The following is a 25,160-nucleotide window of genomic DNA, read 5'->3' on the forward strand; positions in this document are numbered from 1 at the left end:
CTCCAAAATACGGCGGTAAAGACAAAATGCACCTGAACCGCCAGCGTTTGTAAGGCTATAATTCCGCCCATGTCGAACGAACCCAACATCCAATACCAGGACCATCGCCAGGCTGTGCTGACTCTATTGGAGAAGCGCAGGGTGACCGAAGAAATGGTGCACAAGCAGGATATGCCGCACCATGACCTGGTGGAGACGCTGGTACGCAAGCAGAACCTGGCGCGCATCCAGCTGCTGTTGAGCGAGATGGCGCCGGCCGAGATCGCCGAAATGCTGGAGATCCTGCCGGATGCCGACCAGCTGTTCATCTGGGACCAGATCGACGAGCGGCGCAAGGAGCAGGTGCTGCCCGGGGTTTCGGTCTCCATCCTGCATGCCCTGGGCAAGCGGGCGTTCAAGAACGACCGCGCCCGCATCAAGGCGTTCGAACTGTTCGAAGGCCGCATGCGCGAGATACAGGTCAACACCCAGGACGACCTGACCAACGCCAAGCCGATCTGGATCGACCTGGTCGATCCTTCGTTCGAGGAGCGCACCTGGGTCGGCGATGCCTATGGCATCGAGCTGCCCGATCCAGACCGGGTGAGCGACCTCGAATCGAGTGCGCGTTTCTATGTGGAAGAGAACGGCGAAATCCACTTGCGCTCCGACTTCCTGCTCGACAAGGAAGATGTCTCGCGCAACGTCGGGGTGAATTTCATCCTGCATCAGGACATCTTGTTCTCGGTGCGCAAGGAGGAACTGCCGGTGTTCCGCCTGCAGCGCCTGCGCGCCTTTTCCCAGCCCAACTATGTTTCCGATGCGCGCGACGTGCTGCTGGACCTGTATGCGGCGGATGTGGAATATTCCGCCGATGCGCTGGAGGATGTCTACCAAGGGCTGGAGAAGGTCGGCAGCCATGTGCTGAGCAAACAGATGACCGACGAAGAGGCGGCCAAGATGCTGTCCGACATCGGCCAGGAGGAAGACCTGAACGGGCGCATCCGCCGCAACGTGCTGGATACGCGCCGCGCCGTCTCCTTCCTGATGCGCAGCCGGGTGATCGAACGTCATCAGCTGGACGATGCGCAGCAGATCCTGCGCGACATCGAATCGCTGGACGGCCACACCACCTTCCTGTTCGGCAAGATCAACTTCCTGATGGATGCCACCGTCGGCTTCATCAACATCAACCAGAACAAGGTCATCAAGCGGCTGACCGTGCTCAGCGTGGTGTTTATGCCGCTCAACGTGATCGCCGGCATCGGCGGCATGTCCGAATTCTCCATGATGACCCAGGGTATCCCGTGGCCGATCTCCTACACCGCCTTCACCATCGGCATGGTGTTCGTCGCATGGATCACTTTCGAATTGCTGCGCCTCGCCGAGAAGCGCGAGAAGCTCAAGCTGAACAAATAGGGAAATTTGCTGGGGGAACGAAAAATTGGCAGATACATCGGTGGTCTCTACCTGGGCAAGCGTCTATTCCAACGACATCATCAGTTTCATCCTGTCCGTCCTGATCCTGGCGGTCTATCACGTCTACCTGCGCAACAAGGTGCGCAAGGACCCCACCTATACGGTGCAGGCGATCAACCGCATCGCCCGTACCCTGTGGGTGGAAACCATGATGAGTTCGGGCAAGCCCGACGTGATCCCGGTGCAGACCCTGCGCAACTCCACCATGGCGGCGACTTTCCTCGCTTCGACTGCCGTGCTGCTGATCATGGGAGTGCTGACCCTGAGTGCCCAGGCCCAGGGCGGGGCATGGCATACCCTGAACCTGTATGGAGCGACCCATTCCGAGCTGTGGGCGATCAAGCTGATCCTGCTGCTGATCAACCTGTTCGTGGCCTTCTTCAGTTTCTCCATGGCCATCCGCATCTTCAACCATGTCGGTTTCCTGATCAACGTGCCGCTGGGACTGAACCATAAATCGCTGACGGCGCAGCATGTCGCGCTGTACCTGAACAGTGCGGGGAAGTACTACAGTATCGGCATGCGCACCTACTATTTCTGCGTGCCGCTGGTGTTCTGGCTGTTCGGCCCGCATTTCATGGTGGTCGCGACCATCGTGCTCATCCCCTTGCTGTACAAGCACGACCGTGCGCCGAAGGTGCTGGCGGACGACTTCCGTTAGGCAGGAGCCAGCCTGATTCGAACGTCAGGGGATGTCCGCATCCGGCATGCGGTCGAGGATGACGATGGTCTTCGCCAGCAAGCCGCGCGCTTCGCGGTGTTTGTCGTAATAGCGCGGATTGGGGACCATCGCGGCGAGCCTGGCCGCCTGTTCCGGACTGAGTTGTGCCGCGCTGATGCCGAAATAATGGCGTGCCGCCGCTTCCGCACCGAACACCCCATCGCCCCATTCGATCACGTTCAGGTAGATCTCGAAGATGCGCTGCTTGTCCATCACGGCTTCCAGCATCAGGGTGATGACGGCTTCCTCGCCTTTGCGCCACGGGGTCTTCCTGGTGGAAAGGAACAGGTTCTTCGCCAGTTGCTGGCTGATGGTGGAGCCGCCCGCCACGATCCTGCCCTTCTTCAGGTTCTTCTCGTAAGCCTTGGCGATCCCTTCCCAGTCGAAGCCTTCGTGATCGACGAACTTGGCATCCTCAGAAGCGATTAATGCGCGCTTGAGGTTGTCGGAGATCCTCTCGTAAGGTACCCATTTGTATTGCAGCCCGGCCTTCGGGTTCCGGTCCTGCATCACCTCCAGGCGGTCTTCCATGAAGGCGCTGGTGGCGGGGTTGAACTTGATCCACCAGCAGACATGGGCGAACAGCCACAACTGGTACAGCAGCAACAGCACGAACAGCCCCAGCACGATGCGCCAGAACAGGACTTTCACTTTCTTCATGTGCGCAACTTTTCAAGTACGGGCCGGGTGTCCGGGCGCACGCCGCGCCATACCTGGAATGCTTCGGCAGCCTGCTCCACCAGCATGCCCAGCCCGTCCGAGACGAGCGCGGCACCCTGTTTGCGGGCGAACGCCATGAACGGCGTCTCGCGTCCGTACATCATGTCGTAGGCCAGGGCACCCGGTTTGAACAGGCCCTCGGGCAGCGGCGGCAGCTCATCCTTCAGCCCGCTGGAGGTGGCGTTGATCACGAGGTCGTATTTCCTGCCGGCGAGATCCTCGTATGTGCGCGCATGCACGGTGCCGGCACCCTTGAACTGCTCGGCCAGCACTTGCGCCTTGTCCAGCGTGCGGTTGGCGATATCCACGCCGAGCCCAGCATTGAACAGCGGCCACAACACGCCCGCTGCCGCGCCGCCAGCGCCGAGCAGCAGCGCATCCTTCCACATCAGCTTGAAGCCGAGATTGTTCTCGATGTCGCTCAGCAGTCCGGCGCCGTCGGTGTTGGTGCCGAGTATCTTGCCGTCCTGGAACAGCAGCGTGTTCACCGCCTTGGCATCGCGCGCCCGTGCGCCGAGCTGGTCGCACAGCGCGTATGCCTCGAACTTGAAAGGCACGGTCACATTGCAGCCTTTGTAGCCTTCATCGCGCAGGCGCCGGATGGTCGGGGCGAAGCCGTCCAGCGGCGCTTCGATGGCTTCGTAGCTCATGTCCTGGCCGGTCTGCTCGGCAAACAGGCGGTGGATGAGCGGGGACTTGCTATGCGAGATTGGGTTGCCGATAACGGCGTAGCGGTCGGTCATACGGGTGCGTGCGTCGATAAGGACGCCGATTATAGCGGAAGCCTGCGTCCGGCCTGAAGCGTCAGTGGCAATACGACATGCGCCTCCAGTCCGCCCGACGGAAGGTTGCGCAGCGTGAGTTCGCCGTTGTGGCGCATTACGATGTTGCGGGCAATGCTCAGGCCGAGGCCGGTGCCGCCGCTTTCGCGCGAGCGCGAATGCTCGATGCGGTAGAACGGGATGAACACGGTCTCCAGCAAATCCGGCGGGATGCCGGGGCCGGAATCGCGGATCAGGATATGGCAATGGTGCGCATCGCGGCTCAGCGAGACTTTGGCGCGCTGGCCGTACTTCACGGCATTGTCCAGCAGGTTGGAGAACGCGCGGCGCAAGGCCAGCGGCTGCGCCTGCAATTGCACGGCGACGCGATCCGTGTATTCCACCTGCTGCCCGGCCTCGGCGGCATCGCTGCACAGGCTGTCCAGCAGCGAATCGAGATCCAGCAGCCGGGCAGCCTCGCTGCTGTCCAGGCTGCGCGACAGCTCCAGACCTTCCTGCAGCATCTGCTGCATGGCCTGCATGTCGCCGATCAGCTTGTCGCGCAGCGCTGCATCCGGCAGTTTCTCCAGCCGCAGGCGCAGCCGCGTCAACGGGGTCTGCAGGTCGTGGGTGATCGCGGCCAGCATGCCGGTGCGCTCGCGCACGTCATCGTAGATGCGCTTCTGCATGCGGTTGAAGGCGCGCGTGGCGACGCGCACTTCGCTGCTGCCCTGTTCGGGCAGCGCTTCGCCGGCGCGGGAGATGTCGAGCTTGTCGGCGGCATCGGCCAGCTGCCGCAACGGGCTGGTGGCGATGCGCGCCACCAGCCAGGCCAGCAGCCCGATGCACACGGCGAACAGCAGCAAGGCGCTCCACACGGGGGGCGGGTAGAGCGGGCCGCGCATGTGCGGCATCGGGATGACAAGCACGAGTGCGCCGCCATCCGGCAGCGAAAGCTGCACGCGCTGACATTCCGGCGGTTCCCGCATGTAGCGCGGCCACCGGATCGGTTCGTCGCCGCAGGCCGCATGGCTCGGCCGTTCTGCCGCAACGGTCACGTCTTCCAGCCGCTGACGTAACGCTTCTTCCAGCAGTTCATCCCTGGTCGCGAACGGCAGCGGCGTAGCGCCGCCCGGGTGTGCGCGTATGCCCATGCCGTGCGGTTCGAGCAGGAAATCGCCGCGCCGCGCCGCGGGCAGCTTCCTCAGTGTCTCCACCATGTCGGCGATCTCCACCGACAGGTGCTGGGCGCGCACGTGTTCGAACATCTCCTGCTGCCGCGAGTGGGTCAGCAGCATGGTGCCGACCGAAGTTACGAACATGCCGGTCAGCAGGATCAGGAACAGGCGGCCGTGCATGGAGCGGAAGAAAGCAAACACGTCAGCCTCCCCGTGTCACGGTGGCCGCCAGCAGGTAGCCTTCGTTGCGCAGCGTCTTGATGAGCCGGGGCGCGCGCGCGTCGTCGCCCAGCTTCTGGCGCAGGCGGCTGATATGCAGGTCGATGGAGCGGTCAAGCGGATCGGTCTCGCGGCCCTGCGTCAGGTTCAGCAGCTGGTCGCGGTTGAGTGCGCGGTTGGGGCGTTCCAGCATGGCTTTGAGCAGGCGGTATTCGCCGCCGGAGAGCATGACCACCAGGCCGGCTCCGTTCTGCAATTGCCGGGTGTTCTCGTCCAGCGTCCAGTCGGCGAAATGCCACATTGCGGAGCTGCCGGACGGTTCCTTTATTGCTGCACTGTTGCGGCGCAGCACGTTGCGGATGCGCACCAGCAGTTCGCGCGGTTCGAACGGTTTGCACAGATAGTCGTCGGCCCCGAGCTCCAGCCCGAGGATGCGATCCAGAGGCGCGCTGCGCGCCGTCAGCATGACGACGGGGATGGCGGAACGCGCGCGCAGATCGCGGCACAGGGTCAGCCCGTCGCTGCCGGGCAGGGTCAGGTCGAGCACGATCAGGTCTATCGGTGTATTGTCGAGCACCTGCTGCATGGCCATGCCGTCCGGCGCGGTGCTGACAAGCCAGCCCTGCTCCCCGAGATAGTCGGCCAGCAGGCTGCGGATGTCCGCATCGTCATCGACGATCAGGATGCGGGGCGGTGTACCGGGATTCGTCATGGTGCGGACATTACAACGAAATCCGGCCCCGCGGGTGAACGATACAAAACCGTACAAAATCGCCCGCAGCCGACATATGCCCGATACATGGCGCGGGTTAAATGGGCACCGTGCTTCAAGGCACGTCACTCAACCAACAATGGAGAATCAACATGAACAAGTCAGTGAAGATGATTCTGGCCGGTGTCGCCATCATCGCCCTGTCGGCCAATGCGTTCGCGCATGGCGACGACTGCGGCTACGGGCATGGACCGATGGGCATGGATCCGGAGCGCATGGAAAAGATGCACGAACAGCATCTGGCCACGCTGCACGACAAACTCAAATTGACCGCACAGCAGGAACCGGCCTGGACCAAGTTTGCTGCCCAGCATCCGCTGCCGGGACAGCTGAAGCGTCCCGATCCGGCCGAGATGGAAAAGCTGAATGCGCCGCAACGCCTGGAAAAAGGACTGGAACATCTGCGTGCAATGGAAGCGCGGCTGGCCGAGCATCTGGCTGCGCTGAAAGAGTTCTACGCGGTGCTGACCCCTGAACAGCAGAAGGTGTTCGACGACCAGATGCCTCGCTTCGACGGGCGCCGGGGACAGCGCGGCAAATGAATCCGCGCTGGCCATGACAGGCAGGCAACGGGCGCAGTCGCCAGGCTGCGCCCGTTTTCATTGTTCACCCAAAGCGCGGGCGGCCGCCGATCTTCAGCGCTGTTTTCTGACGAGCAGCATGATTCCCCCGCACAGCATCATGGCCCACACGATGGCTGCCCCCGTCGGCAGATCCAGCCAGACCGACAGCAGCAGGCCCGTGGCATAGCCGGCGATGCCGATCGCGAATGCGCGGAGATAGCGCCTCCTCGTCTGCCGCCAGGTCATCAGTGCGGGCACGATCAGGCTGGCGAACACCAGGTAGATGCCGACCAGCTGTACCGAGGCGGTGATGGCGACGGCGAACAGTGCATAGAAACCGAAATGGCCGAAGTGCTGGCGCAAGGTCTTCCATATGGCGAGCAGGACTGCGGTGAGCAATGCGGTGGCGATGAGCTGGCTGTCGCTGACCCACAGGATCTGCCCGACCAGCAGGTCCTTCAGGTGTTCGCCGGCATGCACGTCGTGGCTCATCAGCAGGATGCCCAGGCTGGCGGAAAGCACGAAGGCGAGGCCGATGCAGGCTTCTTTCACGTCGGGCAGGCGCTGTTCGATCCATGCCAGCAATGCCGCGCCGCACAACGCGCTGGCGGCTGCGATGAGTTGCACCAGCAGGGGATGGGCGGTGAGGTCGAGCAATCCCGCGATGACCACGCCGAGCCCGGCGATCTGCGCCACGGCGAGGTCGGCGAAGACCACGCCGCGCTGCAGGATGCGCATGCCGAACGGGATGTGCGTGGCGAGCACCAGCAGGCCGGCGATGAAGGCGGGGAGGAGGATGTCGAGTTCGATACTGTTCATGGCGTATCCTTCACTGGTTCGCCATCCCGGCGATGGCCGGAATGAGCGTGCTAATGCAATCCCGCCAGCAGGCGCTGGATGGTGTCGTCGAACAGCCCGAACAGGTCGGTCGCCTGCGGTGTGCCGCCCACGGTAAAGGGCAGCATCACGGCCGGAATATGCGCGCGCTCCGAAATCCATTCCGACGGGCGCTCGTTCTGGTAGGCGGCGCGCAACACCATGCGTGCCGGATGCTGCTGCAGGTCGCCCAGTACTTTTTCCAGATGGGCTGCGCTGGGTTCCATGCCGGGTTTCGGTTCCAGTTCGGCGATTTCATGCAAGCCCAGCCAGTCGTTCAGATAGGGGAAGCCCTTGTGGTGCACCACGATAGCCACGCCTTTCAGTGGGGCGGCCTGCTTCTCCCATTTCGCGATGGCGGCGCGCCACTGCTGGTCAAAGGCGGCGTGGCGCTGCTGGTAGTACGCGGTGTTCGCCGGATCGAGCTCGATCAGGCGTTTGCTCAGCGCATCGGCGATCGGCAGGAAATTGCGAGCATCGGTCTGGATGTGCGGGTTCCCGGCCGCATGCACGTCGCCATCGGCACGGTCGAGGCGGCTGGGCACTTCCAGCATGGCGACATATTTTGCCGCTTCAAAATGCCCGGCACTGCCGGGCTGGATATTGCTGTTGGTGGATTCGCGCAGCACCACCGGCATCCAGCCGACTTCCAGTTCGGCGCCGGTGCACACCAGCAGTTGCGCGCTGCGGGCCTTGGCGATCAGGCTGGGGCGAGCCTGCACCTGGTGGGGGTCTTGCAGCGGGCCGGTGGCGGTGTAGATGTTTGCCTGGCTGCCGGCAAGCTGCTGCGTGAGTGCGGCCCATTCGGGTTCGCAGGCGAAGACGTTGAGTGCGGCGTGCACGTTGCCGCTCAGCAGCAACAGCAAGAGGGTACCGAGGATTCTTTGCATGATTTTTCCTTTCGGGTCGCGTGTATCAATACTGGTGCGCGCCGTGCGCGCCCATGCTCATGATGTATTGCAGGAAAAGCTGGTTGTCCGGCAGGCCCTGCCGCGAGTTGTCGCGCACCAGCTGCAAACGTATGCGCGAGAACTCGCTGGCGTTGTAATCGGCCATCCAGGTGATCCGCGACGGGGTATAGGCATAATTGGAGATGACGTTGCCGGCATTCAGCGCACCGACCGTGGCGACGCCGGGGTCGAGCCGGTCGTAGCGCAAGCCGGTGCGCCAGGTCGGCATGAACTGGTACACACTTTGCACATACCAGCCGCTTTGCGTGTCGATGTAGCGGTCGGCGATGTTCGCACCGCCCGGCTGCGTGGCATAGGTCAGCATGCCATCTTGCCTGCGCCGGAAATATTCGCTCTGCACTTTCACGTAGCGTTCGCGGAAGTTGCCGTTGGGCGCGTATTTCCAGATGAAATCCAGTCCGGCTGTATTGCTGTTCCCGTTGAAGCTGTCGCTGACGCCGCCCGGTGTGTTCAGCAAATCCGGCACGGCGGTGCTCTGAGCGTTGGTCTGCCTGGTCTGGTGGGCCGAGATGCCGGCCCGCCAGCTTTGCTCGATGCCGATATCGTCGCCGATATGGGCGAACAGCACGGTTGCGCCGCTGCCATTCCTGGGGGTATCCGTGCCCGGATAGCCGAAGCCCCTGCCGACCTCGCCGCCGACCTCGACAAACATGTCGGTCGGTGCCAGCCACTTGAGCTGCATGCCGTCCTCGATCAACTGGCTGTTCCACATGGTGTTGTACACCAGCGGCTGGTCGACGAAATCCCAGGCATGCGCGTGCTGTTCGTTCAGGTAGCCCAGCGACGAGAAGAAGCGGCCGAATTTGAGATTGAGCCCGTTGCCCAGCGTTGAGGTTTGCACGAAGGCATTCTCCACGCTGATGCTGGCGGACAGGATGGAAAAAGTGGCGAAGCCGCGAAACTCGGGGTCGATATCGGCGGCGACACCCAGCTCGGATTCACCCAGGCTGAAGCCCTGGGTTTGCGCCGGGTTGGGACTCATGGCAAATCCCGTGGCGGGGATCGCGGGATCGCGCTGCATGTTGCCATAGGTGCCGGAAAGGATCAGCCACAGCGCCGGGTTGAAGGCATTGTCGCTGCTCGTGTCATGCGCGAATGCGCCGAGGGAATGGCCCAACAGTACGGCAAAAGCCGTATTCGAACAGATCTTCTTGAACATGATTACTCCAATAAAGCATGCAGAACCCCGCGCGCTTCGCTGCGGGGAGGAGGAACGGCTTTAAATGGAGCAGGGCGGCGCGCGCGCGGTGAACGCGGTGAACGCAAGCGAGCGGAAGGCGAAGGAGGGAGCGGCATGGGTCGTTTCGAACGCGGACGCGAAATCGAAATGGATGTGGCTGACCCCGATCGCGCTGCCGATCTGGGCATACACCGCGCACAGGTCGCAGTGCTTGTCGTGCGGCAGCGATTGATCCTGCGATTGTTCCGCCATCGTATGCCCGATGCCGTGGACGAACGCGCCCTGCTGGGCGAACAGCAGAGCGAGGACGAGCAGCGATTTCAGGAAGAGGGAGCGCAACATGGGCGGCATTCTAACCGCCGTCCCGGTGTATTCCAAGCTGGCACAGAATAAAGCGGCCAGCGGCTTCCCCCGGCGTGTTAGACACTTTGAGGGATCGGGCGTAGTATTGAAATTAATGCGGCGTGGCAAGGTGTTACCGAAATACTTGCGAAGTGCGAACTTCAGCCGACATGATCCGCCCACTAACTAAAAAATAATTCAGAAGCGGAAACCAGGATGAGAGTGGCATACAAGAATGCGTTTGCGTTTCTGCTGGTCATAGTCGCCTATGTGACCAGCGGGAAGGCGGCATTGATGCTGGCGCTGCCGCCGGGATACGCTGCCGCCATTTTCCCTCCTGCCGGTATTGCCCTTGCCGCCACTTTCATCATCGGCAACAGTGCGCTGCCATCGATCTTCCTGGGTTCGTTCCTGCTGAATGTCTGGGTTGCTTATTCAGCCAGCCACACAATTACTGCGATCAGCCTCATTGTCGCCCTGGTCATCGCCGTGGCTTCCTTGCTGCAGGCAGCCCTGGGCGGATGGCTATTGCGGCGCGCAATCGGGTATCCCGCCGCCTTTGACAGAACCAGGGATGTCTTCAAGTTCCTGTTCCTGACTCCCCTCGTATGTGTGATGAGCGCCAGCGTATCGGTCGCCGGACTTTGGGCGCTGGGTATCCTGGATGTCGACAGTCTCGCCGAGAACTGGCTTTCATGGTGGACAGGCGATTCCCTGGGCATCATGGTGCTGCTGCCGATTGCGATGGTGTTGTTCGGCGAGCCGCGACCTTTGTGGAAGCGGCGCCTATGGACGGTAGCCGTCCCGATGGGGCTGGTGTTTGCGCTGTTCGTCCTGTTGTTCCTGAGAGCCAACCAATGGGAACAAGACGATTCGCTCAGGGAATTCCGCCAGATATCAGAACAGTCGCTGAGCCAGATACAGATCAAACTGGACGAACAGGATGCCGTACTGGCAGGTATGCGGGGATTGTTCGTCCATGATCCCCATAGCTATGTTTCCCGGCAGGAATTCCAGCGGTTTGCCCAGAATATATTGACCCGCTTTCCCATGATCCAGGCCTTCGAATGGGCACCGCGTATCGACTCATACCGCCGGCCGGGTTTCGAGGCGGCCGAGCGCAAAGCAATCCGGGGATTTGAAATCAGGGATCGCGCTGCGAATGGCCATATGGTCAGGGCGGCGGAACGCAGCTTGTATTTCCCCGTGACTTATGTCGAGCCGCTCGAAGGCAACCAGCCGGCTCTGGGTTTCGACCTGGCATCGACGCCGCAGCGCTTGGAAACATTGGAAAAGTCCTTCGTAAAAGGCGTGGTGTCTGCCTCTGCTCCCATCATTCTGGTTCAGGCCGAGAACCAAAGCGGGATACTCATCATGCAGTCTGTGCAACTCACCGGCCACGAAATCGGTGTTGTCCTTACCGTGCTCAAAGTGAGGGATTTCATCGACAGGATATTGCCACCCGCAAGCGGTCTGCTGCATGTTCGCCTCATCGATGACGATGCGCGAAGCACGATCTACGACAATTTTGCCTCGCTTCCTCCCAAAATACCGTTCGAGCGCGAGTTCGAATTCGGTGGCCGTCATTACCGGTTGCAAACCATGCCGACGGCGGCCTATCTCAAGCGGCATCGCGGCTGGCAAAGCTGGGCAGTACTTGCCATGGGGACGTTCGGCGTCGGCTTGCTGGGCGCATTGCTGCTGCTTGGCACGGGTTACACCGCTCGCGTCGAGGCGCAGGTACAACACCGGACCAGGGAACTGAAGGAAAGCGAATTCCGCCTGAAGGAATTGTTCAAGAACCTGAACAGCGGCGTTGCGGTTTTCCAGGTGTCCCCGGAGGACAATGATTTCATCATCACCGACCTCAATTACGCCGCCGAACGAATCGACAAGGTGAGCCGCAAGGACATGATTGGCAAGAGCGTGGTGGATGTGTTTCCCGGAATCAGGGAATTCGGCCTGTTCGATGTGCTGAAACGCGTCTGGAAGAGCGGTGCGGCCGAGCATCATCCGGTTTCGTTCTATCTGGATGGCCGGATTGCAGGATGGCGGGAAAATTACGTATATAAATTACCGAATGGGGAGATCATCGCGATCTACGACGATGTTACCCAGGCGAAACAGCTGGAAGAGCAGATGCGCCGCATGGCGCATTACGACACCCTTACCGGGCTGCCCAACCGGGCATTGTTCACCGATCGCCTGCAGCAGTCGCTGGCTATTGCCAGACGGAACAAGTCGCAGCTGGCAGTCATGTTCATCGATCTCGACCACTTCAAGCCGGTCAACGACACGCTGGGTCACGATGTCGGCGACCTGCTGCTGAAAGAGGTGGCGGTGCGCATGCTGCGCTGCGTGCGCGAGGTGGATACCATCTCGCGTATCGGCGGGGATGAATTCATTGTGCTGCTGTCCGGCATGGGCAAAGAACAGGATGTCATGATGGTGGCGGAAAAAATCCTGTATTCGCTCGACCAGCCGTTCGAACTGGCCGGCCATGAGATCCATATCTCATCCAGTATCGGCATTGCCCTTTACCCGGCGCATGGCGATGAGGACAAGTCGCTGCTCAAGAACGCCGACATTGCGATGTATTTTGCCAAGCAGAGCGGGCGCAACAATGCAAAACTCTTCCAGCCGGAAATGTTGAAGGGCGACAGGTGAACCAGCCATGAACGAATCGACATCCCTTGCCGAAAGCCAGCTGAGCGATCCGCACTATCTGCGCAGCGTGACGCAAATGGGGGATGCGCGTCCCGTGGTCGCCAACCGGGATATTCTTGCCGCCTCGGGAATGAAGCTCATCAGCGCCGGCATGCGGATCGACAGTTCGCTGTATGAGCGTTTGCTGCAGCATAAACTCGTCCCCCCGCTGGACGAGAGCCTGTCCACCGAGGATGCGGTCACTCGCGCAAGCCTGGCAGAAAGTGCCGAACGGATGATGCAGCAAGACACACGGCTGGCGCTGATTCAGGGCAGCCAGTTGGATGGCGTGACATTGCCGCTTGTCCTCAAGCAGCTGCCGCTCAACCCGGCGATTGCATTCAAATTGACGGTCATGCGCGAAACGAAGGCAGACCTTTTCCAGCGCAGCCTTTATGTGGCGCTGGTGAGTGCCTATATCGGCATGCAGTTGCAGATGAACAAGAACCAGTTGGTCGACCTGGCCACTGGCGCCTTGCTGCACGACATCGGCATGTTGCACGTGGATCCGAGATTGCTGGAAGGCGACTACAAGATGACAGAGGCGGAGCGGCGCCATCTTTATGTCCACACCGTGACGGGCGGAATGATCCTGAAGGCGTACCCGGAATACCGGCAGAAAGTGGTGGATGCGGTTCTGCAGCATCACGAGCGACTGGACGGCAGCGGCTATCCGCGGGGTTTGAAAGCGGGCGAACTCGGACAGTTCGGGCGGATAATCGGCATCGCCGAGGTGGTCGCCAGTCGGAGTGCCACTGGCGAAGTCGGTGGTGGATCCAAGCTGGAAACCATGCTCAAGCTGAACCAGCGCCGATATGGCGGAGACCTGGTTCCTTTCCTCAAGGTTTTTTATCGGGAAGAGAGCGAGGTGCCCTTTTGTTCCGAGATCGACAAGCAGTTGGCGCAGGAGAAAATGGCGCAAATTGCCGCCGTATTTTCAGCCTGGGAAAAGGCGCGCAGCGGGTTTGACAGCTCGGACCTGACGTGTGCATTTGCCAGCGAGCGCATGCTGAACCTGAAGATGGAAATCGTCGATGCCGGATTGAACCTCGATATGAATGGAGAGGACTGGATTGGCTTCGATGAGGATGCGCGTGCCTGTTTCGATGCGCGGTTGTTGCTGGATGAGACATTGTGGCAGCTGCACAGCATCCTGCAGGAGATCAAACGCCGTTGCCCTGCTGTCGCCGTGGAAGACCCGGTACCGGCTGCGCATCCGTTGAGCGCATGGGTCAGGGAGGTTGAAGCATTGCTGTGAGGCCTGGCGCCGCGAAGCCGCTCTATCGGTTGCCCCGGTAAAGGTCGGGTGCTGCAGCATGCGTGGGTTGTGGCAACGGTGGCCACTCGCGGATGCTCACACCCCGCAAGTGCAGTGTCGCGGAGTTACTCCAGCGGTTGCCTCGGTCATGGCTGGGTAATGCATAGTGCGCAAGTCTCGGCAACGGCAACCACTCGCGGACGTTCACACCCCGCATGCGGGGCCCCGCTGAGCGGCAACTCTTATTGAGCTTGCGAAATTAGAATGCCGCCTACTTTTAGTGCACTGCTCTCAGCGCTACTCGCTTTCCAGCTTGTCGCTGCTGGTGAAGGTCCAGGTGCGGGTGATGCTGAGAATGTCGGTGTCCTTGCGGATGTCGGGGGGGAACGGGGCGAAAGGAGCCGAGAGCTTGACGATGCGGATGGCGGCGGCGTCGAGGATGCGCTGGCCGGACGGACGGTTGATCTCGATGCTGTCCACGCTGCCGTCTGCCTTGATGGAGACGGTGAGGGTGAGGCTGCCGTAGATCTTCTGGCTGCGCGCGACCTCGGGGTAGTTCAGGTTGCCGATGCGTTCGACCTTGGCGCGCCAGTCTTCGACATACTGGGCGTAGCGGTATTCCTGCGTACGCGCACCGATGAATTTCCGTTTCGGCATCTTCTCGTACATGTCGAGGCTCTTGTTGATCTGCGCTTCCAGTCGCGCAATTTCCAGCGAACGTTCCACCAGGTCGCGCCCGTCGGCGCCGGAGCTGTTCTGCTGTTCCTGCGTTTTGTCCTCCGCCACGCTGTAGTCGCTCTTGTCCCGGGTGAGCAGGCGCTTGGTTTCCTGTTCCAGCTGGCGCAGGCGCTGGGCGGTCTGTTCCGGCGTGAAGCGCTGCGCATCGCCGATGGCGGGGAAGGGCGTCTTGGCATGGCGCGCATCTTCGGTGTTGCCGCCGCCATCGAGGTTGCTTTGCGCATAGGCGGTGGCGTTGTTCGGGCGGCTGCTCGATTTGCTGTTGACCAGCACGACTTCCAGCGGCTGGCTGAAGACGGGGATGTTCTTCCAGTCCGGCACGATGAAGGCGATGCCGAACAGGACGAAGGCGTGCACGGCGAGCGAGGACAGCATGGCAAACGTCAGGCGCTGACTGTCGGGCCGCAGCACATTGACGGGCGGGTACCTCATGCGGGTGTTTCCTGGCTGGCCAGATAGCGCGCCTCGAACTCCAGATCGAGCAGGTCAACCGAGGCGATCTCCAGGGTCACCCTGGTACTGGGCGGCAATTCAGGCAACGACGGGACGCGCCCGACCAGCGGGATGTCGGCGAACTTGACCAGGTTCTCGCGCAGTACGATCGCAGGAAGGATAAGTTCGCGCAGCGAGTCGTTTGCCCCCTCGCCCGCGATGCGGGAGAGGGTTGGGGTGAGGGCTTCCACTTTTTCTTTTTCCTGCAGCAGCCAGCGCAGGCACCAGTAGCGTTCCATGTTGCGCTGGAATTCATTGTAGGTGGTGTAGGCGGTGTCGAAGTCGCGCAGGATGGCGAACAGCGCAGTGTCGTTCTTCGCGTAGGCCGGCGTTTCCTCGCGCAGCACGCTGATGAGTTGGCGCTGGTTCACCAGGTCGACATAGCGGCGCAACGGCGAGCTCGACCAGGCGTAGTGCGACACGCCCAGGCCCTGGTGCGGCGCTGCGACGGTGCTCATCTTCACCTTGCCGTTGTTCTGCGTGCGGTAGATGCCGGCCACCTTGCGGTCGTCCAGCAGCTTGCCCCAGGTGCTGTTGGCAAGGATCATCAGTTCCGACACCACCTTGTCGATGGGCGAACCGCGCAGGCGGTGGCCGATGGTGATGCGGTCGTTCTCGACGTGGAAGGTGTAGTCGATCTGCTGCGTGCTGTTGTCGGCGGACTTGCCGCGCGCGGCTTCCAGTTTCTGCACGAAGTCCCACAACAATTTCAATTCTGCGGCGTGGTCGTAGTCGAGCTTGCCTGCCGCCAGTGTCTGTTCGTTGAACAGCGGTTCCAGCGTGTCGTGGCGCAGGTTGGAGGCGATGTGCAGGCGCTCGACGCGGCTTTCGCTGCCGAGGATCGCGAGCGTTGCGGCATCCACCTCCACATACAGCGACAGTGCCGGGCAGACCTTGTCCGCGCACAGCGTGAAGGCCTGCACCACGTTGTCCGGCAGCATGGTGATCTTGTCGCCCGGCATGTACACGGTGGACATGCGCTGTGCGGCGATGATATCGATGGGCGAGCCGGGAGCGATGCCCAGCGCGGGGGCGGCGATGTGGATGCCGATGCGCCAGTTGCCGTTCGGCAGCTGCTCGACCGAGAACGCGTCGTCGATCTCGGTGGTGCTGGCGTCGTCGATGCTGAAGGCGGTGACCGGCGCCAGCGGCAATTCCGGATGTTCTGCCACGGCGACCTCGGGAAAGCCGGTGCCGCGCGGGAAGTTCTCGAACAGGAACTTGTTCAGGTGGTAATCGTGCGTGGACGGCAGCGCGCCGCAACGTTCCAGCAGGTGTGCCGCCGACAGGTGGGTGGCGGCACAGGCCGCTTCCAGCGCCTTGACTTCGATGGTGTTGCGGTCAGGCCTGTACAGCAGCGCATCCAGCTTGCCGTCGAATTCCGCCGGCAGTTTGAACTGCGTGAGTTCTTCGGTATAGCGCGCCTGCTGTTCGGTTTGCAGGCGCTTCTTCTCCACGCTGGCCAGCGCGGCCTTGAGTGCGTCGGCAGGCGCTGCCTTGTAGCGGCCTTTGCCTTTTTTGTAGAAATGCATCGGCGAAGAGTGCAGCCGGATCAGCGCCCCTGCCGCTTCGACGGGATTCGGCGCATGGCCGAAGTAGTCCCTGGCCAGGGCGTCGAAATCGAACTCGTCCGCCGGGCAGGCTTCCCACAGGAAATCCACGTCGATGCCGGCGGCGACCTGTTCCGCCTGGGTCATGAACTCCGACAACCCGGGCTGGGCGAAGCGCAACATGACGTTGGCCGCCTTGATCTTGCTGCGCTTGCCGTGGGTGTTCTCGACCTGCAGGGAGGTGGTGTTGTCGGCGAGGATGTTGCCGACCTTGAAACCGCCTTCTTCTTCGTAAAATATGTTCATTGGGGAGTGCTGAAAAAATTCCGGCGGATTATAACCCGCCAGTCCGGCAGCAAAGTTCCTTCGTGCGCATCTGTGTGGCGCGGCGCGGCCGGGGTGCCTGGTTTTGGCCTATGTGGCGCGAAATGTTAACATCCGGCTTATTTTTCATATTCGAGGAAGCGTCATGGCCGGCCACAGTAAATGGGCGAATATTCAACACCGCAAAGGGCGTCAGGACGCCAAGCGCGGCCAGATATTCACCCGCCTGATCAAGGAGATCACCGTTGCGGCGAAACTCGGCGGCAGCGATCCGGACATCAATCCGCGCCTGCGTCTGGCGATGGAAAAGGCCTACGACCACAACATGCCGAAGGACAACGTCGAGCGTGCCATCAAGCGCGGCGCCGGGGAGCTGGAAGGCGTGGATTACATGGAGCTGCGCTACGAAGGCTACGGTATCAACGGCGCGGCGGTGATGGTGGACTGCATGACCGACAACAAGACCCGCACCGTGGCCGATGTGCGCCATGCCTTCGTCAAGCATGGCGGCAACCTTGGCACCGACGGCTCGGTGGCGTTCATGTTCAAGCATTGCGGCCAGATGGTCTTCGCCCCCGGTACCGACGAGAATGCGTTGATGGAAGTGGCGCTGGACGCGGGCGCCGAAGACATCATCAATAACGACGACGGCAGCATCGAGGTCATCACCGCGCCGCATGATTTCATGGCGGTGAAGCAGCGCCTGGAAGCGGCCGGCTTCAAGCCGGAGATGGGCGAAGTCACCATGAAGGCGGAAAACGAGGTGGTGCTTGCCGGCGAAGACGCGGCCAGGATGCAGAAGCTGCTGGACGCGCTGGAGGACCTGGGCGATGTGCAGCAGGTCTATACCAACGCGGTGATCGAGGAGTGATGATGGGCGGCCTTGCTCTGTGTTCTGTGGAGGGTTGCAAGAAGGCTGTTCAGAAGCAGGGGCATGTTCTTTGTTACGAACATTGGAAAGCAAAGCATAGGGTGGAGGAAGAGTCAGCTATCTATCAAGTCTCAAAGGACTCTGATGCGCCTAATGGTGAAAGCAATGGCATGTTGAGCGCAACGGCGCTGGGCGAACATTTCAAGCTTGATGCAAAGCAAATTAACAGGGTCTTGGTTGATCTTGGTTGGATAGAAAAAGAGGGAAAAGGGTGGAAGCCAACAGAGCTTGGTGAGAAATTGAAGGCGCAGAAGAATATTTATTTTAAAAACAAAATCCCTTATGTTGTTTGGCATCCAGATATTTGCAAGTCGCGCATTCTTCAAAAAGCAGTTGATGAGCTTGTTTTAGTTGAAATAGCGCCGCCAGTTGTTACGCAAAATCCTCTCATGACTGAAGGTGCGGCAGACAAGAGCGAGGAAGGGTTTCGTGAGCGGTTTCCCCCGACAATTCGCGCATCTGATGGACATATGGTGCGCTCGCGTGGTGAAGCGATGATTGACGGGTTGCTCTATGAGAATCGAATTGTCCATGCCTATGAGCGTTTGGTGCCGATAGAGCAGACAATGTACTGCGACTTTTTTCTGCCTGAATTTAATCTCTATATTGAGTTCTGGGGCATGGAAAGCAATCCTAAATATAAGGAAAGAAAAGAAAGAAAGCTGGAGATGTATCGACAGAATGGGCTGAAACTGATCGAGGTCAAAGATGGGCACATAAATAATCTTGAGGATTATTTGATGGGGCAGTTAGTTAAATTTGGCTACAAGCCAAAATAATCAGTGAGTGGCTCGGTGCGCATTTTAGGTATTGACCCCGGCCTGCGCATCACGGGGTTCGGTGTGCTCGACAAGCAAGGCCAGCAGTTGCACTACGTTGCCAGCGGTTGCATCAAGACGCCGGACGGCGAATTGCCGGGGCGCTTGAAAGTGATCCTCAGTTCGCTGGGCGAGGTCATCGCCCGGCACAAGCCGGAGCAGGTGGCGGTGGAAAAGGTGTTCGTCAACGTCAACCCGCAGTCCACGCTGCTGCTCGGCCAGGCGCGCGGCGCGGCCATCTGTGCAGCGGTGCAGGCGGATTTGCCGGTGGCGGAATACACCGCGCTGCAGGTGAAGCAGGCGGTGGTCGGCAACGGCCACGCCGACAAGGAGCAGGTGCAGGCGATGGTGCAGCGCCTGCTCAAACTGTCCGGCACGCCCAGTCCGGATGCGGCGGATGCGCTGGCCTGCGCCATCTGCCATGCGCACGGCGGCATGGGGTTGGGGGCCTTGGCGACCAAGGGGTTTCGTGTACGGGGGGGGAGACTGGTATGACGCAACCGATGGAACCGACGCTCGCAGCATTCCAGAACCCGCTCGCACGTTATTTCGCGGCGACGCGGCCGGCCTTCCTGACGGCCAGCCTGATGGCCTGCACGATCGGGCTGGCGGTCGCCTGGCACGATGGCCTGGCGTTCGATGTCCCGTTCGCGCTGATCACGCTGCTGTTGGCACTGCTGGCTCATGCCGGGGTGAACGTGCTGAATGATTATTACGATGCGCTCAACGGCACCGATGCGCAGAACACCGGGCGCATCTTCCCCTTCACCGGCGGCAGCCGCTTCATCCAGAACGGCGTGCTGACGCTGGCGCAGACGCGCAACCTCGGGTTTGTGCTGATGGCGTGTGTGGCTGCTGCCGGGCTGTGGCTGATGGCCCGTTCCGCGTCGCAGCTGTTTTACGTCGGGCTGGCGGGGTTGTTCATCGGCTGGGCGTATTCGGCGCCGCCTTTTCGCCTGAACAGCCGCGGCCTGGGGGAGTTGTGCGTGGCGGCAGGATTTCTTGCCATCACCGTCGGTGCGGATTTCGTGCAGCGCAAGGGTTTTGCAGCCGCGCCTTTTGCGGCAGGATTGCCGTACGCGCTGCTGGTGACCAACCTGCTCTACATCAACCAGTTCCCCGATCGCGTAGCCGACACCGCCGCCGGCAAGCTGCACTGGGTGGCGCGCCTGGAAGTGCGGCAGGCACGCTGGGGGTATGTGCTGATCGTCGCGCTGGCGTATATCTGGTTGCTGGCGCTCGTGGCGCTGGGCCGGTTGCCGTTGCTCGCCCTGCTGGCGCTGTTCGCATTGCCGTTGAGCGCGGGGGCGTCGCGATTGCTGTTGCGTCACGCCGCACAGCCCCAACAGCTGGGCGATGCGATCAAGCTGACCATCGGGGCGATGATGGCGCATGGGGCGTTACTGTCGCTGGCGTTGATATTGAGTAAAGGAAATACATGATCGGAAGACTGAGCGGCATCCTGCTGGAGAAGAACCCGCCGCAGATACTGCTGGATGTGCAGGGCGTCGGCTACGAGGTGGACGTGCCGATGAGCACCTTCTACAACCTGCCCGCGTTGCAGGAAAAGGTCACGCTGCACACGCAGCTCATCGTGCGCGAGGATGCGCATCTGCTGTTCGGCTTCCTGAGCCAGGAAGAGCGCCTTGCCTTCCGCCAGCTGCTGAAAATCAGCGGCGTCGGCCCCAAGCTCGCGCTTTCCGTGCTGTCGGGCCTGAGCATCGCCGACCTTGCGGCTGCGGTGGCGGACAAGGATGCTTCGCGCCTGACCAGGATTCCCGGCGTGGGCAAGAAGACAGCCGAACGCCTGTTGCTGGAACTGCAGGGCAAGTTTGCGGCGAGCGCGCCCGGGACGTCATCTGGCATGCCGGCCGCATCGTCCGGCGGCGATATCGTCAATGCCTTGCTGGCGCTGGGTTACAACGAGAAAGAAGCGGACTGGGCGGCGAAGCAGTTGCCGAAGGAGTCCGGCGTCTCGGACGGCATTCGCCAGGCGCTTAAGTTATTATCCAGAGCATGATCCAGCACGACGACCTTTCCGCCGCACCGCGCCTCATCTCCGCTGCGCCTGTCTCGCAGCAGGAAGAGGCACTGGAGCGCGCGCTGCGCCCCAAGCAGCTGGACGAATATGTCGGGCAGGAGAAGATACGCGGCCAGCTGGAGATATTCATCCAGGCCGCGAAACAGCGCAAAGAGCCGCTCGATCACGTGCTGCTGTTCGGACCGCCCGGTCTGGGCAAGACCACGCTGGCGCAGATCATCGCGCGCGAGATGGGTGTCAACATCCGCCATACTTCCGGCCCGGTGCTGGAACGGGCGGGCGATCTGGCGGCCCTGCTGACCAATCTGGAGCCGCACGACGTATTGTTCATCGACGAGATCCATCGCCTGTCGCCGGTGGTGGAGGAGATACTCTATCCGGCGCTGGAGGATTACCAGATCGACATCATGATCGGCGAGGGGCCGGGGGCCCGTTCCGTGAAGATCGATCTGCCGCCGTTTACGCTGGTCGGCGCGACCACGCGGGCCGGCATGCTGACCAACCCGCTGCGCGACCGTTTCGGCATCGTGGCGCGGCTGGAGTTCTACACGGCGGAAGAGTTGCAGCGCATCGTGATGCGTTCGGCCTCGCTGCTGGAGATGAGCCTGACCCAGGATGGCGCGCTGGAGATCGCAAAACGTTCGCGCGGCACGCCGCGCATTGCCAACCGGCTCTTGCGCCGGGTGCGTGACTTCGCCGATGTGAAGGCAGGCGGCGATGCCAACCGCGAAGTGGCGGATGCCGCGCTGACCATGCTGGATGTCGATTCGCGCGGGCTGGATGTGATGGACCGCAAGCTGTTGCAGACCGTGATCGAGAAATTCATGGGCGGACCGGTCGGGGTGGACAACCTCGCTGCCGCCATCGGCGAAGAGCGCGACACCATCGAGGATGTGCTGGAACCTTACCTGATCCAGCAGGGCTACCTGCAGCGTACGCCGCGCGGGCGCATGGCGACGGCGAACGCTTATCAGCATTTCGGGCTGATCCAGCCGCGCAGCGGCAACAACAAGGAATTGTGGGATGAGTAAGCACAAGGTGTTCTCATGGCCGGTCCGGATTTATTTCCAGGACACGGATGCCGGCGGCGTGACCTATCACGCCAGCTATGTGAACTTCATGGAGCGTTCGCGCACCGAGTGGCTGCGTACCTTCGGCTACAGCAACGCGGGGCTGATGCAGGAGCTGGGCATGGTGTTCGTGGTGCGCTCGCTCAAGCTGGATTACCTGAAACCGGCCCTGCTGGACGACCTGGTGGCGGTCACTTCCAGCATCAAGGAGGTCGGGCGCAGCCGCGTCACCGTGTCGCAGCAGATCCTGCGCGGTGAGGAATTGCTGGCCGAAGGAGAGGTGCATCTGGTCTGCGTGGACATGAAAACCTTCAAGCCGGTGAGCGTGCCGGACGTATTGCGTAAACATTGGGATTGAGCATGGAACTGATCCAGGATTTGTCGTTCGTTCATCTGGTCGCCAACGCCAGCGTGCTGGTGCAGCTGGTGATGGGGTTGTTGCTGTCGGTGTCGCTGATGTCGTGGTGGTACATCTTCCTGAAGATGTTCGGGGTGAGGGCGGCCGTCAAGCAGACGGTGGAATTCGAAGATGCGTTCTGGGGCAACCCGAACCTGAATGCGCTCTATCAGCAGGCCAACAGCCAGGCGCGGCGCGATGTGGGGGCGCTGGAGCGCATTTTTGCGGCGGGTTTTGCTGAGTTCGTCAAACTGAAAAAGACTCATGGCGTGGAAAGTGCTGCAGTGATGGATGGTACGCGCCGCGCGATGCGGGCCCGTTACCAGCGCGAAATGGACGATCTGGAGTCGCACCTGTCCTTCCTGGCCACGGTCGGTTCGGTCAGTCCCTATGTCGGATTGCTGGGCACGGTGTGGGGCATCATGAACGCATTCCGTGGCCTGTCCAGCGTCGGTCAGGCGACCCTTGCACAGGTCGCTCCGGGTATCGCCGAGGCGCTGGTGGCGACGGCCATGGGATTGTTCGCCGCGATCCCGGCGGTGGTGGCCTACAACCGCTATGCCTATGACATCGCACGTCTGTCGTCCCGCTTCGAGAGCTTCATCGAGGAGTTCTCCAATGTCCTGCAGAGGCAGCCATGAGCTATGGCCGGCGTGCCGCCCATCAACAGATGAGCCAGATCAATGTCGTGCCTTACATCGATGTGATGCTGGTGCTGCTGGTCATCTTCATGATCACTGCGCCGTTGATGAATCCGGGACAGATCGACCTGCCCAGTGTGGGGAAGTCGTCGGCGCCGTCGGTTGCGCCGCTGGAGGTCATCATCAAGAAGGACAGGACCTGGTCCTTGCGCGACCATGCCCGCGGCGGAGTGGAGTTCCCGGTGTCGCACGATGAGCTGTCCGCGCTGTTGCAGCAGAGCCTGGCGAAGAATCCCGAGCAGCCGGTGGTGATCTCTGCCGACAGGAGCGTGCGCTATGAGGAAGTGGTGAGCGTGATGGAAACCTTGCAGCAGCAGCATATCAAGAAGATCGGGTTGCTTACCAAGACCAGATGAGCAGCGCACTGTCGTATCGCGAACCCTATCGCTACTCGGCCGGCGCACTGGCGCTGATGGTGCATGTGGCGTTCTTTGCGCTGCTGTATTTCGGCGTCCGCTGGCAATCGCAGTCGCCGGAGAGCTTTACGGTGCAGATGTGGGACAGCCTGCCGGATGCCGCGCCCGTTCCCAGGCAGGAGCCGGCACCGCCGCCACCTCCGCCGCCGCAACCAGCCAAAGTGGAACCTGCGCCTCTGGCCAAGGTCGTACCACCCGTCTTGCCGCCGGCGAAGGCGGATATTCAGGTGCGCGACAAGAAGAGCAAGAAGTCCGTGGCGAAAGAGAAACCTGCCAAGCCGGATGACCAGAAAGCGGCGGCCAAGGCCAGGCAGGAAGCGGAACGGCGCGAACTGGAAGCGTATTCGGAGAAGATCCGGCAGGCCGAGCAGGAACGGGTCCGTGCCGAAGTGAGTGCGGCGACGCGGGCGCAGGTCGAGCGTTACCAGGACATGATACGCAGCAAGATCCGGCGCAAGATGAAAGCCGTGGCAGACGTGCCCGACAGCGCCGAGGCGATCTTCAAGGTCACCTTGCTGCCGGATGGCATGCTGATGGACGATCCGGTGCTGCTGAAGAGCAGCGGTTTTCCGGCCTACGACGATGCGGCGGCACGCGCGATCCTGTCGGCGGAACCGCTGCCGGTGCCGAACGACGTTTCGCTGCAGAAGATGTTCCGCGAATTAAAGTTGTCGATTAAACCCTAGGAGGGTGTGCAATGCGTTTGTTGGGTGTCATTTTATTGTTGTGTGTTGCGTGTTCTGCGCGAGCTGAGCTGACCATCGAGATCACGGGGGCCGGCGAGCATCAGATCCCGATCTCGCTGGTGCGTTTCGCCGGGGAAGAACAGATGGGCGCACAGGCGGTCAGCGGCGTGGTGTCGAACGACCTGCTGCGCACCGGCCTGTTCAAGATGATCGACCCCGCCGGCAAGGTGCCGCACGAACCGGGCGCAGTGAATTACGTCGAGTGGCCGGGGGTGGAGGCGCTGATCATCGGCCAGGTGCGATCCGTCGACGGCGGCCGTACCGAGGTGCGGTTCCACCTGCTGGACATGGTGCGTCATACGGAACTTATCGGCCTGGCGGTGACCGCCAAGAACGAGCAGGTGCGCGCCATCGGACATCGCATCGCCGACCTGGTCTACGAGAAGCTGACCGGCAGTCCCGGCGTATTCAGCACCCGCATCGCCTATGTGAACCGTGAAGGCAAGCGATACCGGCTGGTCGTGGCCGACAGCGACGGTTACGGCGAACAGACCCTGCTGGCTTTGAACGAACCGATCATGTCGCCCGCCTGGTCGCCGGACGGCAGCCAGCTCGCCTATGTGAGCTTCGAGCGCGGCCATGCGACGATCTTCGTGCAATCGCTGCTGACGAGCCAGCGCAGCGTGCTGGCGGATTTCTCCGGCAGCAACAGCGCGCCGGCCTGGTCGCCGGATGGCAAACAGCTCGCGATGGTCCTGTCGCGCGACGGCAGTTCGCAGCTCTACATTGTGCGCAGCGATGGCAAGGATCTGCGCCGTATCACCTTCAGCGAGACGATCGACACCGAACCGGTGTTTTCCCCGGACGGCAAATTGCTGTTGTTCACCTCGGATCGCGGCGGCAGCGCGCAGATCTATCGCGTACCGGTAGAGGGCGGCCATGCCGAGCGATTGACTTTCGAAGGCGCCAATAATTTTTCCCCGCGCTTCAGCCCGGATGGGAAGAGCTTCGTGTTCTCGCACTTTGTCGATGGCGTGTTCTATATTGCGGTACAGGATTTCGCGAACCAGCAGATGCAGGTGTTGACCGGCGGCGGATGGGAGAAGAAACCAAGTTTCGCGCCCAATGGCAAGCTGGTCTTGTTTGCAACCGAGTCGCAAGGTCGTGGTATATTGGCGACCGTATCTAGCGATGGAAGAGTGAAGCAAAAGATGGTCGCTCAGCGTGGTGATATACGCGAACCGATCTGGGGACCTTTCCTTAAATAACAG

The 25,160-nt window shown here is 61.3% G+C and carries 26 protein-coding genes; 16 read left to right on the top strand and 10 right to left on the bottom strand.

What is annotated here, in order from left to right; genetic code table 11:
• Nucleotides 1-69 precede the first annotated feature (69 nt).
• Together L6418_RS01880 and L6418_RS01885 are read left to right on the top strand one after the other, a co-directional pair.
• A complete protein-coding gene (locus L6418_RS01880; protein WP_237247789.1) occupies nt 70-1,398 on the top strand; it encodes a magnesium and cobalt transport protein CorA in 1,329 nt (442 codons plus the stop codon).
• Between the two features lie 25 nt (nt 1,399-1,423).
• Nucleotides 1,424-2,119: a DUF599 domain-containing protein gene (locus L6418_RS01885; protein ID WP_237247790.1), complete on the top strand. Its 696-nt coding sequence runs from the start codon at nt 1,424-1,426 to the stop codon at nt 2,117-2,119.
• 24 nt (nt 2,120-2,143) lie between these two features.
• Here the strand turns inward: L6418_RS01885 and mtgA are convergent, their stop codons facing one another.
• The 4 genes from mtgA to L6418_RS01905 are packed head-to-tail and all read right to left on the bottom strand — an operon-like array spanning nt 2,144 to nt 5,769.
• Complete coding sequence (mtgA, locus tag L6418_RS01890; RefSeq protein WP_237247791.1) at nt 2,144-2,839, bottom strand: monofunctional biosynthetic peptidoglycan transglycosylase; 696 nt, start codon at nt 2,837-2,839, stop codon at nt 2,144-2,146.
• The gene (gene aroE / locus L6418_RS01895) at nt 2,836-3,642 is read right to left on the bottom strand and encodes a shikimate dehydrogenase (RefSeq protein WP_237247792.1); all 807 of its coding nucleotides are present in this window, start codon (nt 3,640-3,642) and stop codon (nt 2,836-2,838) included. The genes mtgA and aroE overlap by 4 nt, the downstream gene beginning before the upstream one ends.
• A 29-nt stretch (nt 3,643-3,671) precedes the next feature.
• Nucleotides 3,672-5,039 carry an ATP-binding protein gene (locus L6418_RS01900; protein ID WP_237247793.1) on the bottom strand — a complete coding sequence of 456 codons (1,368 nt, stop codon included), beginning with the start codon at nt 5,037-5,039 and terminating at the stop codon, nt 3,672-3,674.
• A gap of 1 nt (nt 5,040) precedes the next feature.
• On the bottom strand, nt 5,041-5,769 hold the full coding sequence (locus tag L6418_RS01905) for a response regulator (RefSeq protein ID WP_237247794.1): 729 nt from the start codon (nt 5,767-5,769) through the stop codon (nt 5,041-5,043).
• Nucleotides 5,770-5,921: 152 nt separating this feature from the next.
• On the opposite strand from L6418_RS01905, the gene L6418_RS01910 reads away from it, so the two are divergent.
• A complete protein-coding gene (locus L6418_RS01910) occupies nt 5,922-6,371 on the top strand; it encodes a Spy/CpxP family protein refolding chaperone (RefSeq protein WP_237247795.1) in 450 nt (149 codons plus the stop codon).
• Nucleotides 6,372-6,464: 93 nt separating this feature from the next.
• Here L6418_RS01910 and L6418_RS01915 read toward each other — a convergent pair whose 3' ends face one another.
• From L6418_RS01915 to L6418_RS01930, 4 genes are read right to left on the bottom strand one after another with little or no spacing between them, the layout of a single operon-like run.
• Nucleotides 6,465-7,211, bottom strand: a complete 747-nt coding sequence (locus L6418_RS01915; RefSeq protein WP_237247796.1) for a metal ABC transporter permease — start codon at nt 7,209-7,211, stop codon at nt 6,465-6,467.
• Nucleotides 7,212-7,261: 50 nt separating this feature from the next.
• Nucleotides 7,262-8,158 carry a metal ABC transporter solute-binding protein, Zn/Mn family gene (locus L6418_RS01920; protein WP_237247797.1) on the bottom strand — a complete coding sequence of 299 codons (897 nt, stop codon included), beginning with the start codon at nt 8,156-8,158 and terminating at the stop codon, nt 7,262-7,264.
• A 25-nt stretch (nt 8,159-8,183) separates the two neighbouring features.
• Complete coding sequence (locus L6418_RS01925) at nt 8,184-9,398, bottom strand: TonB-dependent receptor (RefSeq protein ID WP_237247798.1); 1,215 nt, start codon at nt 9,396-9,398, stop codon at nt 8,184-8,186.
• A gap of 60 nt (nt 9,399-9,458) precedes the next feature.
• Nucleotides 9,459-9,761 (bottom strand): DUF2946 family protein, encoded by a 303-nt coding sequence (locus tag L6418_RS01930; protein WP_237247799.1) that lies wholly within the window; start codon nt 9,759-9,761, stop codon nt 9,459-9,461.
• 216 nt (nt 9,762-9,977) lie between these two features.
• On the opposite strand from L6418_RS01930, the gene L6418_RS01935 reads away from it, so the two are divergent.
• Nucleotides 9,978-12,428 carry a sensor domain-containing diguanylate cyclase gene (locus L6418_RS01935; protein ID WP_237247800.1) on the top strand — a complete coding sequence of 817 codons (2,451 nt, stop codon included), beginning with the start codon at nt 9,978-9,980 and terminating at the stop codon, nt 12,426-12,428.
• 7 nt (nt 12,429-12,435) lie between these two features.
• Nucleotides 12,436-13,725 carry an HD-GYP domain-containing protein gene (locus tag L6418_RS01940; RefSeq protein WP_237247801.1) on the top strand — a complete coding sequence of 430 codons (1,290 nt, stop codon included), beginning with the start codon at nt 12,436-12,438 and terminating at the stop codon, nt 13,723-13,725.
• 297 nt (nt 13,726-14,022) lie between these two features.
• Here L6418_RS01940 and L6418_RS01945 read toward each other — a convergent pair whose 3' ends face one another.
• Nucleotides 14,023-14,895 carry an energy transducer TonB gene (locus L6418_RS01945; protein WP_237247802.1) on the bottom strand — a complete coding sequence of 291 codons (873 nt, stop codon included), beginning with the start codon at nt 14,893-14,895 and terminating at the stop codon, nt 14,023-14,025.
• Nucleotides 14,892-16,811: a ribonuclease catalytic domain-containing protein gene (locus tag L6418_RS01950; RefSeq protein WP_237247803.1), complete on the bottom strand. Its 1,920-nt coding sequence runs from the start codon at nt 16,809-16,811 to the stop codon at nt 14,892-14,894. Before L6418_RS01950 ends, L6418_RS01945 begins: the two co-directional genes overlap by 4 nt.
• A 163-nt stretch (nt 16,812-16,974) precedes the next feature.
• Here L6418_RS01950 and L6418_RS01955 point away from each other — a divergent pair, with 163 nt between their 5' ends.
• The 11 genes from L6418_RS01955 to tolB are packed head-to-tail and all read left to right on the top strand — an operon-like array spanning nt 16,975 to nt 25,157.
• Nucleotides 16,975-17,700 (top strand): YebC/PmpR family DNA-binding transcriptional regulator, encoded by a 726-nt coding sequence (locus tag L6418_RS01955; protein WP_237247804.1) that lies wholly within the window; start codon nt 16,975-16,977, stop codon nt 17,698-17,700.
• Nucleotides 17,700-18,539, top strand: a complete 840-nt coding sequence (locus L6418_RS01960) for a hypothetical protein (protein WP_237247805.1) — start codon at nt 17,700-17,702, stop codon at nt 18,537-18,539. The genes L6418_RS01955 and L6418_RS01960 overlap by 1 nt, the downstream gene beginning before the upstream one ends.
• 15 nt (nt 18,540-18,554) lie before the next feature.
• Nucleotides 18,555-19,073, top strand: a complete 519-nt coding sequence (gene ruvC / locus L6418_RS01965) for a crossover junction endodeoxyribonuclease RuvC (protein WP_237247806.1) — start codon at nt 18,555-18,557, stop codon at nt 19,071-19,073.
• Nucleotides 19,070-20,020: a prenyltransferase gene (locus L6418_RS01970; RefSeq protein ID WP_237247807.1), complete on the top strand. Its 951-nt coding sequence runs from the start codon at nt 19,070-19,072 to the stop codon at nt 20,018-20,020. The genes ruvC and L6418_RS01970 overlap by 4 nt, the downstream gene beginning before the upstream one ends.
• Nucleotides 20,017-20,598 (top strand): Holliday junction branch migration protein RuvA, encoded by a 582-nt coding sequence (gene ruvA / locus L6418_RS01975; protein WP_237247808.1) that lies wholly within the window; start codon nt 20,017-20,019, stop codon nt 20,596-20,598. The genes L6418_RS01970 and ruvA overlap by 4 nt, the downstream gene beginning before the upstream one ends.
• On the top strand, nt 20,595-21,650 hold the full coding sequence (gene ruvB / locus L6418_RS01980) for a Holliday junction branch migration DNA helicase RuvB (RefSeq protein ID WP_237247809.1): 1,056 nt from the start codon (nt 20,595-20,597) through the stop codon (nt 21,648-21,650). The genes ruvA and ruvB overlap by 4 nt, the downstream gene beginning before the upstream one ends.
• Nucleotides 21,643-22,047 carry a tol-pal system-associated acyl-CoA thioesterase gene (ybgC, locus tag L6418_RS01985; RefSeq protein WP_237247810.1) on the top strand — a complete coding sequence of 135 codons (405 nt, stop codon included), beginning with the start codon at nt 21,643-21,645 and terminating at the stop codon, nt 22,045-22,047. The genes ruvB and ybgC overlap by 8 nt, the downstream gene beginning before the upstream one ends.
• Before the next feature lie 2 nt (nt 22,048-22,049).
• On the top strand, nt 22,050-22,727 hold the full coding sequence (gene tolQ, locus L6418_RS01990; RefSeq protein WP_237247811.1) for a protein TolQ: 678 nt from the start codon (nt 22,050-22,052) through the stop codon (nt 22,725-22,727).
• Nucleotides 22,724-23,143, top strand: coding sequence for a protein TolR (gene tolR / locus L6418_RS01995; RefSeq protein WP_237247812.1), 420 nt, complete (start codon nt 22,724-22,726; stop codon nt 23,141-23,143). The genes tolQ and tolR overlap by 4 nt, the downstream gene beginning before the upstream one ends.
• Nucleotides 23,140-23,889, top strand: a complete 750-nt coding sequence (locus tag L6418_RS02000) for a TonB C-terminal domain-containing protein (RefSeq protein ID WP_237247813.1) — start codon at nt 23,140-23,142, stop codon at nt 23,887-23,889. The genes tolR and L6418_RS02000 overlap by 4 nt, the downstream gene beginning before the upstream one ends.
• An 11-nt stretch (nt 23,890-23,900) precedes the next feature.
• Nucleotides 23,901-25,157 carry a Tol-Pal system beta propeller repeat protein TolB gene (gene tolB / locus L6418_RS02005; RefSeq protein WP_237247814.1) on the top strand — a complete coding sequence of 419 codons (1,257 nt, stop codon included), beginning with the start codon at nt 23,901-23,903 and terminating at the stop codon, nt 25,155-25,157.
• The last annotated feature ends 3 nt before the right edge of the window (nt 25,158-25,160 follow it).

The organism is Sideroxyarcus emersonii (assembly GCF_021654335.1).
Classification (GTDB): domain Bacteria; phylum Pseudomonadota; class Gammaproteobacteria; order Burkholderiales; family Gallionellaceae; genus Sideroxyarcus; species Sideroxyarcus emersonii.